The sequence below is a fragment of the Parvimonas micra genome (genome assembly GCF_037482165.1).
GTDB lineage: Bacteria > Bacillota > Clostridia > Tissierellales > Peptoniphilaceae > Parvimonas.
The window spans coordinates 815,800-832,211 of sequence record NZ_CP148048.1 but is presented as its reverse complement, the minus strand read 5'-3'; the positions used below and the strand labels follow the sequence as shown (position 1 = coordinate 832,211).

Annotated in this window: 14 protein-coding genes and 1 other annotated feature; all 14 genes read left to right on the top strand. The window is 26.5% G+C overall.

Annotated elements, in window-relative coordinates; translation table 11 throughout:
• Positions 1 to 5: 5 nt before the first annotated feature.
• On the top strand, positions 6 to 1,166 hold the full coding sequence (grdD, locus tag WFJ11_RS04030) for a glycine/sarcosine/betaine reductase complex component C subunit alpha (RefSeq protein WP_313960728.1): 1,161 nt from the start codon (positions 6 to 8) through the stop codon (positions 1,164 to 1,166).
• Positions 1,167 to 1,272: 106 nt separating this feature from the next.
• Entirely contained in the window at positions 1,273 to 1,836 is a 564-nt protein-coding gene (ahpC, locus tag WFJ11_RS04025; protein ID WP_009372322.1) for an alkyl hydroperoxide reductase subunit C, read from the top strand.
• 240 nt (positions 1,837 to 2,076) lie between these two features.
• Positions 2,077 to 2,261 (top strand) — a binding site (T-box leader).
• A 155-nt stretch (positions 2,262 to 2,416) separates the two neighbouring features.
• Positions 2,417 to 5,044 carry a valine--tRNA ligase gene (locus tag WFJ11_RS04020; protein ID WP_338816933.1) on the top strand — a complete coding sequence of 876 codons (2,628 nt, stop codon included), beginning with the start codon at positions 2,417 to 2,419 and terminating at the stop codon, positions 5,042 to 5,044.
• 10 nt (positions 5,045 to 5,054) lie between these two features.
• Positions 5,055 to 5,255 (top strand): hypothetical protein, encoded by a 201-nt coding sequence (locus tag WFJ11_RS04015; RefSeq protein ID WP_009372405.1) that lies wholly within the window; start codon positions 5,055 to 5,057, stop codon positions 5,253 to 5,255.
• Entirely contained in the window at positions 5,233 to 5,754 is a 522-nt protein-coding gene (gene hpt / locus WFJ11_RS04010) for a hypoxanthine phosphoribosyltransferase (RefSeq protein WP_009372514.1), read from the top strand. The genes WFJ11_RS04015 and hpt overlap by 23 nt, the downstream gene beginning before the upstream one ends.
• 1 nt (position 5,755) lies before the next feature.
• On the top strand, positions 5,756 to 6,487 hold the full coding sequence (locus WFJ11_RS04005; protein WP_313960730.1) for a class I SAM-dependent DNA methyltransferase: 732 nt from the start codon (positions 5,756 to 5,758) through the stop codon (positions 6,485 to 6,487).
• Between the two features lie 78 nt (positions 6,488 to 6,565).
• Complete coding sequence (locus WFJ11_RS04000; RefSeq protein ID WP_313960731.1) at positions 6,566 to 7,831, top strand: DUF819 domain-containing protein; 1,266 nt, start codon at positions 6,566 to 6,568, stop codon at positions 7,829 to 7,831.
• A 2-nt stretch (positions 7,832 to 7,833) separates the two neighbouring features.
• Positions 7,834 to 8,259: an OsmC family protein gene (locus WFJ11_RS03995; protein ID WP_009372744.1), complete on the top strand. Its 426-nt coding sequence runs from the start codon at positions 7,834 to 7,836 to the stop codon at positions 8,257 to 8,259.
• A gap of 157 nt (positions 8,260 to 8,416) precedes the next feature.
• Entirely contained in the window at positions 8,417 to 9,745 is a 1,329-nt protein-coding gene (locus WFJ11_RS03990) for a hypothetical protein (RefSeq protein ID WP_009372832.1), read from the top strand.
• 98 nt (positions 9,746 to 9,843) lie between these two features.
• A complete protein-coding gene (locus WFJ11_RS03985) occupies positions 9,844 to 11,061 on the top strand; it encodes an ABC transporter substrate-binding protein (RefSeq protein ID WP_313960733.1) in 1,218 nt (405 codons plus the stop codon).
• Positions 11,062 to 11,069: 8 nt separating this feature from the next.
• A complete protein-coding gene (locus WFJ11_RS03980) occupies positions 11,070 to 11,771 on the top strand; it encodes a GTP-binding protein (RefSeq protein ID WP_293439655.1) in 702 nt (233 codons plus the stop codon).
• On the top strand, positions 11,764 to 12,771 hold the full coding sequence (locus WFJ11_RS03975; protein ID WP_313960734.1) for an ATP-binding cassette domain-containing protein: 1,008 nt from the start codon (positions 11,764 to 11,766) through the stop codon (positions 12,769 to 12,771). The genes WFJ11_RS03980 and WFJ11_RS03975 overlap by 8 nt, the downstream gene beginning before the upstream one ends.
• Positions 12,772 to 13,307: 536 nt before the next feature.
• Positions 13,308 to 13,724, top strand: a complete 417-nt coding sequence (locus tag WFJ11_RS03970; protein WP_041953977.1) for a hypothetical protein — start codon at positions 13,308 to 13,310, stop codon at positions 13,722 to 13,724.
• Between the two features lie 145 nt (positions 13,725 to 13,869).
• Positions 13,870 to 16,248: a U32 family peptidase gene (locus WFJ11_RS03965; protein ID WP_338816932.1), complete on the top strand. Its 2,379-nt coding sequence runs from the start codon at positions 13,870 to 13,872 to the stop codon at positions 16,246 to 16,248.
• Positions 16,249 to 16,412 lie beyond the last annotated feature (164 nt).

Genomic DNA, 16,412 nt, shown 5'->3' with positions numbered 1-16,412 from the left:
ATTTCATGTCTGATATAAAAAAAGTAATAGGTAATGTCTTTGAAGAAATTGCTACTGGTTTAGAAACAGGTGCGTTTGGAATAAGACCAAGGATTGCTGTTACAACTTTAGGCAGTGAACATGGATTAGATAATGTTGTAAAAGGAGCTGAGCTTGCTCAATCAAGAGATAATAGTGTAGAATATTGCATTATTGGACCAGAAGTAAATACTTCATTAAAGCAATATGTTGTTGCTAATGAAGAAGAAGGTTACAAAAAAATGGAATCACTATTAGATAGTGGTGAAATTGATGGTTGTGTAACTATGCATTATAGTTTTCCAATTGGAGTTTCTACTGTAGGTAGAGTTATTACTCCAGCTGCTGCAAAGGAAATGATTATTGCGACAACTACTGGTACATCTTCTGCACATAGAGTAGAAGGTATGGTTAAAAATGGTATCTATGGAGTTATTGTTGCAAAAGCATTAGGTATTCAAAATCCTACAGTAGGTATATTGAATGTAGATAATGCAGTTTCTGTTGAAAGAGCATTTAAAGAATTAAAAGAAAATGGTTATGATATGAACTTTGCTGAGTCTAACAGAGCTGATGGTGGAGTATTAATGAGAGGAAATGACTTATTGCAAGGAGTCCCAGATGTAATGGTAAATGATACATTAACTGGAAATCTTTTGATGAAAGTTTTCTCATCATACACTACTGGTGGTGGATTTGAAGCTATGGGTTATGGTTATGGACCAGGAATTGGTGAAGGATATGATAGACTTGTTCTTATAGTATCAAGAGCTTCAGGATTCCCTGTTATTGCAAATGCTATGACTTATGCAGGACAATTAGTTAAAGGAAATATTAAAGAAGTTTCAAAGAAAGAATTTGAAAAAGCTAATAAAGCTGGTCTAAAAGCTATTTTAGAAAAGATTACTTCTGCTGGTGCAAAAAAAGCTGAACCAGAAGAAGAAGTTAAATGTCCTGCAGAAGAACAAGCTACTGCAACTATTGGTGGAATTGATATTCTTGAACTTGAAGATGCTAAGGTTGCTTTGTGGAAAAATAATATATTTGCAAAAACTGGAATGGGTTGTACTGGACCTGTAGTAATGGTCAATGATGCAAATCTAGAAAAATCTAAAGAAATCTTGTCAAATGAAGGATATATTTCATAATTATAAATTTAAAGAGAGCTTTTTGCTCTCTTTTTTGTTTGAATGAATAGAAAAGTGGTATAATATGAATGTCTTAGTAAAAAAGGCGAATATAGGAGGTATTAGTATGAGTTTAATTGGAAAAAAAATTGAAGAATTTGAAGTTCCTGCATATTATGACGGGGATTTAATCACAGTATCAAACAAAGATTTAGAAGGTAAATGGAGTGTTTTCTTCTTTTATCCAGGAGATTTTACATTTGTGTGTCCAACTGAATTAGAAGATTTAGCTTTAAGTTATGATAAATTCAAAGCAATAGGTTGCGAAATTTATTCAGTATCTACAGATTCTGAATTTGTTCATAAAGCTTGGTGGGATGCTTCTGAAACAATCAGAAAGATTCAATATCCAATGATTTCAGACAGAGCTCTTTCTCTTTCAGAACAATTTGGCGTATTAATTGAAGGCGAAGGACAAGCTTTAAGAGGAACTTTCGTTGTAAATCCTCAAGGTGAAATAGTTCTTTATGAAGTAAACGCTAATGGAATTGGAAGAAACGCTAAAGAATTGTTAAGAAAAGTTCAAGCTGCACAATTTGTAGCTAAACATGGAGATAAGGTATGTCCAGCAAGATGGGAACCAGGCGATGAAACTTTAACTCCAGGATTAGATTTAGTTGGTAAAATTTAATTTAATAATAAATTGGCCGAAATTAGTTTTCGGCCTTTTTTTTATTTATAAAAATTAAATTTTTATAAATATAAATTTTTATAAATATACTATATGTTAATTAGATTTGAAGGTAAAAATCCTATTAATAAATTTAGGGGACATATAATGGTAAGAAAGTATAAATAAAATTCTTAATTTTTATTGAAATTTAATATTTTTCGTGTTATAATATATCTAATATTTTTATCTAAAAATTAAATATAGGCATATAAAAGAGGAGTAACATAAAAAGAATTTTCAGAGAGAATTTGTTCGGTGTAAAAATTTAATTCATTTTTTGTGAAGGTAGCTTTTTAGCTTTGAAAAACGGGTAATTACGTTATAAATTTAGAGAGTCATTTTTTATGAAAATTAGGTGGTACCGCGATAACTTCGTCCTATATACGGGATGAAGTTTTTTTATTGTGATATTATAACAATATGTTACAATTCAAAGTAGTAATATTATAATTATATAAATTATAATATTACAGCAAGTAAAAGTGCTTAATTTATTATTTGGATAATATGAATATTTTATTTTATATGAGGAGGTTTTATGAAAAATTTAGAAAAGACTTATAATCCAAAAGACTTTGAAAATAAAATATATAATAGTTGGTTAGAAGATCAAGATTTTGTTGCACATATAAATACAGATAAAAAACCATATACTATTGTAATGCCGCCACCTAATGTAACAGGTAATTTACATTTAGGCCATGCTCTTAATAATACTATTCAAGATATTTTAATTCGTTGGAAAAGAATGAGTGGTTATGAGGCTCTTTGGGTTCCAGGAACTGACCATGCATCAATATCAACAGAGGCAAAAGTTGTTGAAAAAATAAAGAAAGAAGGTAATTCTAAAGAAAAACTTGGAAGAGACGGTTTTTTAAAAGAAGCATGGGACTGGACTGAAAAATATGGAGGAAACATTAAAAATCAATTAAAAACACTAGGTGTTTCTTGTGATTGGTCAAGAGATGCATTTACTTTAGATGATAATCTTTCTAAGGCAGTAGAAGAAGTTTTCATAAAAATGTACAATGATGGATTAATTTATAGAGGAGACAGAATTGTAAACTGGTGTTGTAATTGTGGTACTGCTATTTCTGATGCTGAAGTTGAACATAATGATGAAGATGGAAATTTTTACCATATTAAATACTTTTTTAAAGATAGTGAAGAGTATTTAACAATTGCAACAACAAGACCTGAAACAATGCTTGGTGACCTAGCTGTTGCAGTACATCCAGATGATGAGAGATATAAAGATAAGGTAGGAAAGACTTTAATTTTACCTATTTTAAATATTGAAATTCCTATTATAGCAGATGATTATGTTGATATGGAATTTGGTACAGGTTGTGTTAAGATTACACCATCACACGATCCGAATGACTTTGAAGTTGGAAGTAGACATAATTTAGGACAAAAGCTTATTATGGATTATGATGGCAAAATTGCTAAAGGATTCGGAAAATTTTCTGGATTAGAAAGAGAAGTTGCAAGGAAAGAAATAGTAAAAGAACTTAAAGAAAATGGATATTTGATTAAAATTGAACCACATAATCATGCTGTAGGACATTGCGAGAGATGTAAGACGATTATTGAAGCAATTATATCAAAACAATGGTTCGTTAGAATGGAAGAATTAGCAAAACCTGCTAAGCAAGCTTATTTAGATGGAAAGTTAAACATTATTCCAGAGAGATTTGGAAAAGTTTATATAAATTGGTTAGATAATATTAAAGATTGGTGTATTTCTCGTCAATTATGGTGGGGACATAGACTTCCTGTTTATTATTGTAAAGAAACAGGAGAAGTTGTTGTAAGTAAAAAAGAACCAAAAGAAGAAGGAAAAACATTTATTAGAGATGAGGATACTTTAGATACTTGGTTTTCTTCTGCATTATGGCCATTTTCAACATTAGGTTGGCCTGATAAAACGGAAGATTTAAAATACTTTTTTCCAACTAATACTTTAGTTACAGGTTATGATATTTTATTTTTCTGGGTTATTAGAATGGTTTTTTCAAGTTTATATAATCTAAATGAAATTCCCTTTAAAGATGTCTATTTTACAGGATTGATTAGAGATGAACTTGGAAGAAAGATGAGTAAATCTTTAGGAAATGGAATTGATCCGATTGAAATAATAGATAAATATGGTGCAGATGCATTAAGATTTACATTAGTTGGAGGAAATACTCCTGGAAATGACATGAGATTTTATGAAAAAAGAGTAGAATCCAACAGAAATTTTGCAAACAAACTTTGGAATGCATCAAGATTTGTACTTATGAATTTAAATGATGAAGAGAAATATGATGTTGATTTAAGTAAGATAGAAATTGAAGATAAGTGGATTTTAACAAGATTAAATAGAACAATTAAAGAATTAACAGAAAATCTATCAAAATTTGAATTTGGGTTAGCTTCAGCAAAAATTTATGACTTTATATGGAATGAATTTTGTGATTGGTATATTGAGTTTTCTAAAACAAGATTGTATGGAGATAATGTTGAGAAAAAATTAGTTGCTAAGTCTGTTTTAATTTATGTTTTAAATAATATTCTAAAATTATTACATCCTTTTATGCCTTTTATAACAGAAGAAATTTATTCTTTTATGCCTAGCATTAATGAAAAGCTTATTAATTCAAGTTTTCCTGAATATGATGAGAGTAGTATGTTTATAGAAGAAGAAGGTGAAGTTGAAAACTTAATTGAAACTATTACTGCTATTAGAAATAAGAGAAGTGAAAAGAATATTCCGCCTTCAAAGAAATCTGAATTATATTTTGTTTCAAATAGTGAAATTACAAAAGTTTATACTTCATCATTAGAACATTTATACAGATTTTTGGCATCATGTTCTAGAGTAATAGTTATGGATAAAGATGAAGAAATTTCTAATTCTATGGTTGTTATCTGTAATAATCAAAAAATTTATATTCCTTTAGATGGGCTTGTAGATTATAAGAAGGAATTGGAAAAATTAAATACTGATTTACAGAAATATGAATCAGAAATAAAAAGGGCATCTTCTAAACTTTCAAACGAAAAGTTTGTAAATAATGCTCCTGAAAAAGTTGTTAATGAGGAAAGAGAAAAATTAAAGAAATATCAAAATATCTATGATGAAATTATATCAAGCATTGAGAAAATAAAAAATAATTAGGTGATTTTATATGAATATAGATTTTAATGTTATATTTATGACTTTTTTGATTATAATACTTGTTAGTATTCAATATACTTTGAATAAAATATTAATGATTTTAAAGGAAATTAAAGACTCTGAAAAGAAAAGAATTGAATTTGAAAAAAATAAAAATAGTAAAAAAGTAGCGAAGGAGGACTATTTTGATGAACAAAAGAGAGGTTACTAGATTTACAAGAGAAGAAATTTCCAATAGAGTAAAAGAACTTGGAAAACAAATTTCAAAAGACTATGTTGGTAAAAACTTAGTTGCTATTGGCCTTTTGAGAGGTAGTTTTGTTTTTCTTGCAGATTTAGTTAGAGAGATAAATGAACCTATAGTTGTAGATTTTATTACAACATCATCTTATGAACATTCTGAAATTTCAACTGGTAAAGTTAATATTATTTCTGATCTTAGAGAAGATATTGAAGGGAAAGATGTGCTAATAGTAGATGATATTATGGATTCAGGAAATACTCTAAAAAATATTAAAGAATATCTCTTAAATAAAAATCCAAAAAGTATTAAAACATGTGTTATGCTTGATAAACCTTGTAGAAGAGAAGTTGATATAGTTCCTGATTATTTTGGTTTTGAAATTGAAGATTGGTTTATAGTTGGATATGGACTTAACTATGGTAATAAATATAGAAATATTCCTTATATTTTTTCGTATGAGGACTAATATGTACGATAAATTTTCTTATATTTATGATGAATTAATGAAAAGGCAAGTAGATTATGATTTACTTGCCTCTAATGTTATACAAATTTGTATAAATAATAATGTGGAAGTAAGAAATATTTTAGAATGTGGAATGGGTAGTGGAAATTTAACAGAACAATTTTTGAAAAGAGGAATTTATGTTGATGGTTTTGATATTTCTGACAATATGTTATCCATTGCTTATAATAAATTGATACTTTATGATAATATTAATATCTTAAAAGGAGATATTAGAACTTTTTATTCTAATAGGAAATATAACTTAATATGTTGTTTTTTTGATGTTTTAAACTATTTAAAAAATATAAAGGAAATTGATATGTTTTTAAATAATTGTAAAAATCAAATGGATGAAAACTCAATTTTAATGTTTGATATAAACTCTGAGTATAAACTAAGAGAATATTTAGGAAATAATATTTTTGTAGATGAAGAAGATGAACTATTTTATGTTTGGAGAAATTATCTTCATAATAAATATATAGATTTTGATATTGATTTTTTCTTAAAGACTGAGAATGGCACATATGAAAAAATTAAAGAAATACAAAGACAATATATATATTCTGAAAATGATATTTTAAATGTAATAAAAAAGAATAATTTTCAAATTATAGAAATTATTGATTTTGAAAATTTTAAGAATAAGACAGATAAGGCATTTAGAACACTATATGTTTTAAAAATATAAGTTTGACAAATTTAAAGAGTGAGTATATAATAAATTATGATGTGAAAAGCATTACATATTTTTAAAGGAGGTATTTTTATGTTATATTTTGCTCAAGAAGTGGCAAAACAGAAATATTGGTCACTTATTAAGGTAGATAATACTTTGGTATTACTAGCTATTTTATGTGCTATAGCTGCATTTAGTATTTACTTAGAACAAACTTATAGTTGGGCTGGGAAAATTACAGGATGTATTCTTGCACTAGCTTTCACCATGGTTTTATCAAATTTTAGGATTATCCCTGCTGAAGATACAAAAGCATATGATATAGTATGGGGTTGGGTAGTTCCTCTTGCAATTCCTATGTTACTTTTTAAGGCTGACTTAAAAAAGGTTTGGAAAGAATCCGGAAGGCTTATTGGAATTTATTTATTAAGTGGTTTAGGTACAATTTTAGGTGCATTCGTAGCATTTTTCTTATTAAAGAATTTTATTCCAGAACTTTATAAATTAAGTGCAATGATGGTTGGAACTTATACTGGGGGTAGTATGAACTTAACTGCAATGGCTGATGCATTTCCTTTGGATGATAAAGGATTAGTTGGTTCTGCTGTAGTAGCTGATAACTTATTTATGGGAATTTATTTTGTAAGTTTAACTATTATACCTACGATGAAATTCTTTAGAAAACATTATAGTCATCCTTATGAAGATGAAATGGAAAAGTTAGGTTCAGTTGGAGAAAATAAAGCTGCACAATTCTGGGCAAAGAAAGATGTTTCTCTATTAGATGTAGCAAAAGTTATTTCATTCTCTTTTGTAATTGTTGCGGTATCTACAGAATTAGGCACTTATATTTCAGGATTTAAACCTAATACTGACAATATGGGAACTGCGTTAAGATTTCTTGTTGATTTATTCTTCGGACTAGTTGGTAGTAAATATTTATTAATGACTACAATAACTGTTATTTTAGCAACTTATACAAAAATTTTAGCAAAAGTTTCAGGTGCAGAAGAAATAGGTACATTTTTAATTCATATTTTCTTTGGCGCCATTGGAGCACCTGCATCTATTGAGATAATATTAAAGAAAGCACCATGGTTATTAGTATTTTGTGTACTTATCGTTGTAATAAACATGATTGTTTCATTTATTTTCGGTAAGATTTTCAAATATTCAATTGAAGAAGTATGTATAGCTTCAAATGCTAATATTGGGGGTCCAACAACTGCTGCAGCGTTAGCTATTGCTAGAGGTTGGAATCAATTAGTTGTTCCTGCAATGTTAGTTGGTATTTTAGGATATGTTATTGGTAATTATTACGGTGTATTTATCGGTAATATATTGAAGTTATTTTAGCTATGATTTGTAATATAAGATTAGAAAAAAATGGAGATATGATTTTATCCAGTAATGGACAAGAAATAATAACACATAGTTTAAAATGTAAGGAAGTAAATTCTGGATATATGTCACCAGGAGCTATGTTCATGGGAGCTCTTGCTGGATGTAAAGTTTTAACTTTTATTAAATCTGCAAAATATTATAAAATAAAATTTGAAGAATTAAATATTGAAGTTGAAGCTGACGTTTTAAGTACTGATAATATAGGAGAAACTCCATTTAAAAATCAAGAGTATTCAGAAATAAGGACAAAGTATTCTTTAAAAACTGATGCAAGTATTGATAAAATTGATAAGGTAATTGATCTTGCAAATAAAATATGTACCGTAAATATAGCAGTAGATAAGAATATAAAACAGTCACATAAAATTGAATTATTATAATTTATTTTAAATCACAGATAAATCTATCTGTGATTTTTTCTTTATAGTCCATAATCTTTACAACCTAAATAAGAAATGGTATAATAGCTCATATAAAAAGTCGGAGGAAAATATGAAAAATAAAATTTTACTCACGTTAACGATATTTTGTTTTTTTATGGGAAACACGTTTAGAAATAATGCGGAAGAAAATACTTTAACTGATAATTATAGAATATATGAGCCTTTTAACTTATCTGATACTAAAAATATAGAGCTATCTGGAGAATCTGTAATAGATTTTTCAAATGCTAGTCCAACTGAAAATAAATTAGATGGAGTTTATAAAGCAAATTACGCTCTAAAGAGCTCTAATGGTGATAATAGTACAGTTAAGATGGGCATAACATTTAATAGTAGCATAGAAAAATTAAGTGATTTTTCAATTAAAATGGATGGAGCAGATGTTCCATATACCCTTAAATTTTTGAACGATAAATTTAAGTCTCCAACAGGTAGTGAATTTTATAGAGAAATTATAAATAATATTGATTCTCCAACCTATGAACCAGTAAATTTTAAAAAGGAAGATGTAGGAACTCTAAGAAAATTTAATTTAGAATCTAATAACATTGAAAATTTAAAATATGAGATTACAATTAAGTATTCTACAGATAAAACAAAATTATTTTTATCAGGTGGAGAAAATGTAAAGGTTGAAGAAAATAAAAATTCTAAAACTATTGTTTTAACTCATGAATTTAGTGGAAAGAGTAAAACACCAGTTTTATATACAATCGGGAATGATGTAAGCATAAGAACTAAAATTTATTTAGGTGATAAACAAATTAATTCTGGTTATAAAGAAAATATTGAAAAGACATCTATGAATGTTGAGAACTTTTTAAAGAATTTATTTCTAGGGGACATTCCCGATAATGTTAAACAAAGATTCTCAGAAGATAATCTTTATGAGATTTTTGTTGAAAATTTTGATAAAATATTGGGTGGTTCAGGTTATGATAGCCTAGGAGTTTTAAAATCAACAACAGATAAACAAATTGTTGCAATTTTTGAAATTCAAACCGATAGTAAAGTTGAAAAGCATTTAACTGTTGAGTATCCAATATCTTCATCACTAACAACAGTAAATAATATTAATGTAATGAAGCTAAATATAGAAAGTTCTTCATTTTCTACTTTTGATAATTTTAAGAGTTTTAAATATAAGTTTAATGGAAATGAAGATTACAAATATATTATTAATTCAAATTCAAAATATATTAATACAAAAAAAGGTTCTGAAATAACATTAACAAATGCTCCTAATAACCTTATAACAAATTTAATATATAAAGAGAAGTATGTAAAAGGAATAAGTGAAAAAGAAGCAAAATCTTATACTAATCTTGCAATTATAGTAATAGGAATTGTAGAAATTGTTGGTGTGATATATTTAAAAAATTTATATTTTAAAGATAAACAAATTAATAGAAGGAAAAAATAAAATCGAAAATTATTTTCGATTTTATTTTTTTATATTGCATTTGCAACATACATAATCAAAAAATTATTATAATATTATTGTGTAGTTAGGAGGTAGTTATGAGTAAAATAGATTTTGATGATAAATTATATAACATATTAAATGGTAATGAAAAACTATTACAATTTTTTATAAATAATGGTTTTGATCAATTAAAAAACGAAAAAATGTTGAAAACTATGGGTAAAATGGTTTCATTAAATATGGCTTTAAAAGTTAGAGGTATAAATAAGTCAGCATTCGAAGAAAAGTTAGATTTGTTCTTGAATAATGAACATAGTACAGTTGATAAATCTCTTGAAGAAGAAAAAGTTGTAACTGGAGATGTTATTGTTAAAGGTGTTTTACCGTGTCCTTTAAAAATACCAATTATAGAATCTTTTGATAAATTTGTTGAAGAGGAAAAAACAAAAGGTCTGACTATTGGTTATGAATTAAAATCTGCAAATCTAGGTATAGATTGGATTGAAAATGATATAGATTCGGAAGATATTAATAAAGTTGCTGATATAATGATTTCAGCAGGATTTGAATTGTTTTTTGATAAAAACAAATTCGGAAATTTTTTCGAAAAGAATAAATTTTATGTTGAAAATAAGAAGATGAATAAAGACTTTGACAATAAAAAAATCTGTTTAAGAGATCCTAAAAATATTTATAATATTATTGCAGTAGTTCCTTGCGTATTTTTAATAAATGAAAATAATTTAAACGGTAGAAAAATTCCTACTTCATGGGATGATTTGCTTTTTAGTGGAAATTACACTGACAGTGTTGCAATTCCGTTATCTGATTTAGATATGTTCAATGCTTTAGTTGTGAACATTTTTGCAAAATGGGGAATCAAAGGTATTAAAGCGTTGGCAAGAATATATAAAAAGAGTTTACATCCTGCTGAAATGGTTAAGAAAAAAGGTGATTCAAAGAACAATCCACTTGTTAGCATTACTCCATATTTTTTCACACAAATGGTGTCAAGAAGTTCAGCACTTAAGGTTGTTTGGCCAAAAGATGGGGCAATAATAAGTCCTGTATTTATAATGGCTAAAAAAGATAACGAAAAAGCACAAAAAGTAGTTGAATTTTTTAGAAATGAAAATGTTGGAAAATTACTTTCATCAAATGGAAAATTTCCTACTACAATTTATGGGGTAGATAATATGTTGGATGAAGATTTTGGGTTTTTATTCTGTGGCTGGGATTATATTCATAATAATGATATAGTAAAAATTATGAAAGAATCTGAAAGAATTTTTAATGAAGAAATTTTAAAATAGAGGTTTATATGAATTTAGTAGTATTTTCAGGTCCTCCTTCATCAGGAAAGACCAGTGTAATAGTAAAGACAATTGACAACTTAAAAAATAGAGGTATTAAAGCAGGAGTAGTTAAGTTTGACTGTTTATATACTGATGACGATTTAATTTATAAAAAAAATAATATTTTAGTCAGAAAAGGACTATCTGGTGCTTTGTGTCCAGATCACTTCTTTGTTTCAAATATTGAAGAGGTTGTTCAATGGGGAATTAGTAATGAATTGGACATTTTAATAACAGAATCAGCTGGACTTTGCAATAGATGTTCACCATATATTAAAAATATAAAAGCTGTTTGCGTTATTGATAATTTATCTGGTATAAATACACCTAAAAAAATTGGTCCAATGTTAAAAAGTGCGGATTATGTTGTTATAACAAAAGGAGATATTGTTTCCCAGGCTGAAAGGGAAGTTTTTTCTTCAAGAGTTGCTTCTGTTAATCCAAGTTCTATAGTTATGAATATAAATGGACTTACAGGACAAGGAACTTATGAATTAAGTACTTTATTGTATGATGAAAAGAATTCAATAAATACTGTTAATGGTATGGAATTAAAATTTGCGATGCCAACTGCATTATGTTCTTACTGCTTGGGAGAAAAGAAAATCGGAGCAAAATATCAAATGGGAAATATCAAAAAAATGAAATTGGAGGATAAAAATGCGTAATCTAAAAATTGAAAAATTAATTGAAAAATATCCTTTTGTTGAAGTTTTTTTTGAAGAAAATAACTTTGATATTTCAAATAGTAAACATTTATCATTTGCAGAGTATTTACATTCATTTTCTGAAGAAGAAAAAGAAGAACTTGCAATAGATGAAGAATTGCTTTGTGATTCATTAGAAATATATATAAATCAAATGAAAAGTTTTTTAGGACTAGAAGATGATGAAGTAAATTCAATAACTTTACTAGCTGGTACAGATAAATTTGGTAATAAAGAAAATTACGATGAATTTATAGTAAATAAATCAGAAATAATTTCAATAGTTGGTCCTACAGGAAGTGGAAAGTCAAGATTATTAGGAGATATTGAGTGGGTGGCAGATAGAGATACTCCTACTAATAGAAAAATTTTAATAAATGGAAAAGATGCTGATAAGAAATGGCGATTAAGTGCAAATAATAAATTAGTTTCCCAACTTTCCCAAAATATGAATTTTGTTATGGATTTATCAGCATATGAGTTTATAGAACTTCATGCAAAAAGCAGAATGGTTGAAAATGAAGAAGAGATTATTAATAAAATTATTGTAGAAGCAAATAAACTTGCTGGAGAAAAATTTGACTTAAACACTCCTATAACATCATTGAGTGGTGGACAGTCAAGGGCTTTAATGATTGCAGATACAGCTATTTTAAGTTCATCGCCTATTGTTTTGATTGATGAGATTGAAAACGCAGGAATTGATAGAAAAAAAGCATTAGATTTATTAGTTAGTGAAAATAAAATTGTATTAATGGCAACACACGATCCAATACTTGCATTAATTGCTGATAAGAGAATTGTAATAAATAATGGAGCTATTGTTGCGATACATGAAACAACTGAAAAGGAAAAGGAATTACTTATAGAGCTTGAGAAAATGGATAATATTATTCAGGATTTAAGAAAGGAATTAAGATATGGTAACTCACTTTCCAATTTTGAAATAAATTCTAAATGATTGACTTTTTTAATTTGCTGTATTATAATACTTTTATAAAGTATATATTGTACAGTGAAATAGGAGAAAATTATTATGAAATCGAGAACAATTTCTATTTTAAGTATATTTTTGTTTATAATATCATTTTTTCTTTTAGAAAATATAATGTTAAATCAAGAGTTTACATTTAATTATTACAGATATATATTAATTAATATTTTTAGAGTGAATAAGATATTATCACCCCCTGAATATGGTTTGACTCATATATTTTTTTACAGCATATTACTTTATTCGATTTTAAATTTAATTTTCTGTTCAAACAAAATATATTTAATTATAAATCAAATATTTTTGAGTATATATTTTATTCTCAATATATATCCAATAACTATAGGACGTGCCGGTTTTGAAGATAATATTTCAATGATGTATTTTTTTACAAATATATTGATAATAATTTTGCTACATCTTATTAATTTATACCAATTTAAACATCTTAAAAATTAAGTTTTAATAAATAACAGATTTTATATTATATTGAGGTGTTGGTTATGAATATTGCTAAAAAATATTTTATAAATTATTTATGGATTGTAAATTTTGTTATATTTACTTTACTTATGTTTATGTTGGATTATGTCGATTTAAATCATGAGTATATATACAGTATTGATAAATATTTATTTTTAAAGGTTTTGCCTATAATTGATGAATTAAATGGAGGAACATTCATTATAGTATTCATATTATATATGACATTTTCTATTTTGTATAAGATAAATTATAAATTTTTAATTATAAATTTATCCTATGTAATATTTCAATTATTAGCAATATTGTATCCAGTTGTATTTGGGAAAGTTGAATTATTAGGTTCTAAATCAATATTATTGTTTATAATTATAATAATAATTCATTTTATATTGATTTTTATTAATACATTTCTTATAAAATTTAAATATGATTGAATATTTTAAAAGGAGGAATTTTATAATTTCTCCTTTTTTATTGTAAAAATTATGGTATAATAGAATATATCTTTACACATTTTATAAAGATATATTTTTTATTGTGAGGAATATTATGTTTGAACTTTTATCTCCGGCGGGGTCTATGGAATCCTTGAAAGCCGGAATTCAAAATGGAGCAGATGCTATTTATCTAGGTGGTAGCAGTTTTGGAGCAAGAGCTTCTGCAACAAATTTTGACAATGATGAGCTTGTAGAAGCTGTAAAATATGCAAAACTTAGAAATGTAAATATATTTGTTACTGTAAATACATCTATAAAAGAAAAAGAAATTGAAGAATTGATTTCTTATACAGATTTTTTATATAAAATTGGTGTGGATGCAATAATTTTGTCTGATATTGGAGTTGCAGAAGTTTTAAGAAATAGATATCCAAATATGGAACTTCATGCATCAACTCAAATATCTGCACATTCATTAAATGACGTTTTAGAATTAAAAAAAGTTGGATTTAACAGAGTAGTTCTTGCAAGAGAACTTAGTATAGAAGAAATTAAGGAAATCTGTGATAATGTTGATATAGACATTGAGGTATTCATCCACGGAGCTATCTGTGTAAGTTACTCAGGACAATGCCTTATGAGCTCAATGCTTGGAGATCGTTCAGGAAACAGAGGTCGTTGTGCTCAACCTTGTAGACAAAGTTATAAATTGATTAACAAAACAACAGGAAAGGCAATTGATGTAAATGGAAGTTACTTATTGAGTCCAAAAGATTTATGTAGTATAGAAAATATCGAAAAAATATTGGATACGGGTGTTAAATCCTTAAAAATTGAAGGAAGAATGAAAAGACCAGAATATGTAGCAGTTGTTACATCAAGATATAGAAAAACTATAGACAATTACATAAATAATAAAATTACAGATGATAAAAAGGCTTTAAAAGAAGATTTAGAAGCTATTTTTAATAGAAAATTCACATCAGGATACCTTATGAGTAAAAACGGTTCTGATATTATTAATTTAGATAAGCCTAATAATGTTGGAGTTAAAGTAGGAGAAGTTTTAAGTTTCAATTCCAAAAAGAAGAAATTGAAAATAATATTATCCGGTAAACTTTCAAAGGGAGACGGCATTAATTTAGGTGGAGGAGATGTTGGTAGAATAATTAAAAATGGAGAAATTTTTGATTCTGGACTAGCCGGAGAAATTATAGAAATTGATTTTTTAAAAGATATAAAACCCAAAACTCCTGTTTACAAAACTTCTGATAAATTATTGGTAGATAATGCCAATAAATCATTTAGAGAAGGAATTGAGAATAAAAAGATAAATTTAAAATGTGAAATTTTTATTAAAGTTGGACAGAAAGCTAAGTTTATTTTAGAAAATATCGAAGTTTATTCAGACGAAAAAATAGAAAAAGCAAAGAATAAAGAAGTTGAGATTTCTAAGATTGTTGAAAAATTGTCTAAAACTGGAGGAACGCCATATAATTTTGTTTTTAAAAATATTTTTATTGATAAAGATGCCTTTATTCCGGTCTCAGTTTTAAATAATATGAGAAGAAAAGCTATAGTAAAATATGAGGAATATAAACTAGATTTTTCAGAAAAAAGAATCGTATGTCCTTTTAAAAATTTTAGTTATCAAAATGGTAAAAAAGTATTTAATGGAAAGATTACATTAAAAGTACATCAAAATTCTCAACTGGATAAAATTTTAGAATATCCAAATATATCAGAGTTTATAAGAGAAATTTACACTGAGGATTTTAATTTACTTGAAAAATATTATAATAATCTAAAAGCCATTGGAATAAAATTAATTTATAGTGCGTTAGGTGTTATAAGAAATGAAGAGTATTCTGTATTAGAAAAATATTTATCCAAATTAAATGATGAAATTTTTAATAAAGTTCAAATATCAACTTGGGGGTCAAAAAGCTTTTTTAAATCAAAATTTGATACCAAAAAATTCAATATAGATACATATTTTAATATCTATAATTCATATTCATTGAAATTTTTTGAAAAATATTTTAATGCTGAAGATATAACACTTTCACAAGAAATAAATAAATTTGAAATAAAAAACATATTGGATAAATTAAAAGAAAGAAATTCAAATGTTGACATGATAATATACGGCCATACTAGATCAATGCTTACAGAATACTGTGCAATGGGAGTTTTAACAAAGGATTGTCACAAAGATAGACGTTGTGCGGAATGTGCAAGAAGTGATTATGCTTTAAAAGATATGGAAAATAGAGAGTTTAGACTATTTCAAGATATGTTTTGTAGAACTGAAATAAGAAACCATATTGCTCTTGATTTAAGAGCTGATATAAAAGAAATATTTGAATTAGGAGTTGACAGAGTAAGACTTGATTTTACTTATGAAAATTCGATGATGGTCTATAAAATTTTAAATGAATGTATTGATTGTTCAAAATATTCAAGAGAAATAAATGATAGAAATAGATTTAAAGGACACTATATAAATTCAGTTAGTTAGATTTTTAATATTAAATTAACTATAAAAGTAGTAAATTTTTTAATATATATTACTACTTTTTGTTTATTATTGTAAAAAATAAGTATTTTCTAAAAAAATTTTCTAAAACATTGAAAATTAGATAAAATTTTGATAAAATTAATGCTGAGGTATGATGTTACCTT

Coding starts and splice junctions, on each gene's coding strand:
- grdD (WP_313960728.1), top strand. CDS start 6: ATGTCTGATATAAAAAAAGTAATAGGTAATGTCTTTGAAGAAATTGCT.
- ahpC (WP_009372322.1), top strand. CDS start 1,273: ATGAGTTTAATTGGAAAAAAAATTGAAGAATTTGAAGTTCCTGCATAT.
- WFJ11_RS04020 (WP_338816933.1), top strand. CDS start 2,417: ATGAAAAATTTAGAAAAGACTTATAATCCAAAAGACTTTGAAAATAAA.
- WFJ11_RS04015 (WP_009372405.1), top strand. CDS start 5,055: ATGAATATAGATTTTAATGTTATATTTATGACTTTTTTGATTATAATA.
- hpt (WP_009372514.1), top strand. CDS start 5,233: ATGAACAAAAGAGAGGTTACTAGATTTACAAGAGAAGAAATTTCCAAT.
- WFJ11_RS04005 (WP_313960730.1), top strand. CDS start 5,756: ATGTACGATAAATTTTCTTATATTTATGATGAATTAATGAAAAGGCAA.
- WFJ11_RS04000 (WP_313960731.1), top strand. CDS start 6,566: ATGTTATATTTTGCTCAAGAAGTGGCAAAACAGAAATATTGGTCACTT.
- WFJ11_RS03995 (WP_009372744.1), top strand. CDS start 7,834: ATGATTTGTAATATAAGATTAGAAAAAAATGGAGATATGATTTTATCC.
- WFJ11_RS03990 (WP_009372832.1), top strand. CDS start 8,417: ATGGGAAACACGTTTAGAAATAATGCGGAAGAAAATACTTTAACTGAT.
- WFJ11_RS03985 (WP_313960733.1), top strand. CDS start 9,844: ATGAGTAAAATAGATTTTGATGATAAATTATATAACATATTAAATGGT.
- WFJ11_RS03980 (WP_293439655.1), top strand. CDS start 11,070: ATGAATTTAGTAGTATTTTCAGGTCCTCCTTCATCAGGAAAGACCAGT.
- WFJ11_RS03975 (WP_313960734.1), top strand. CDS start 11,764: ATGCGTAATCTAAAAATTGAAAAATTAATTGAAAAATATCCTTTTGTT.
- WFJ11_RS03970 (WP_041953977.1), top strand. CDS start 13,308: ATGAATATTGCTAAAAAATATTTTATAAATTATTTATGGATTGTAAAT.
- WFJ11_RS03965 (WP_338816932.1), top strand. CDS start 13,870: ATGGAATCCTTGAAAGCCGGAATTCAAAATGGAGCAGATGCTATTTAT.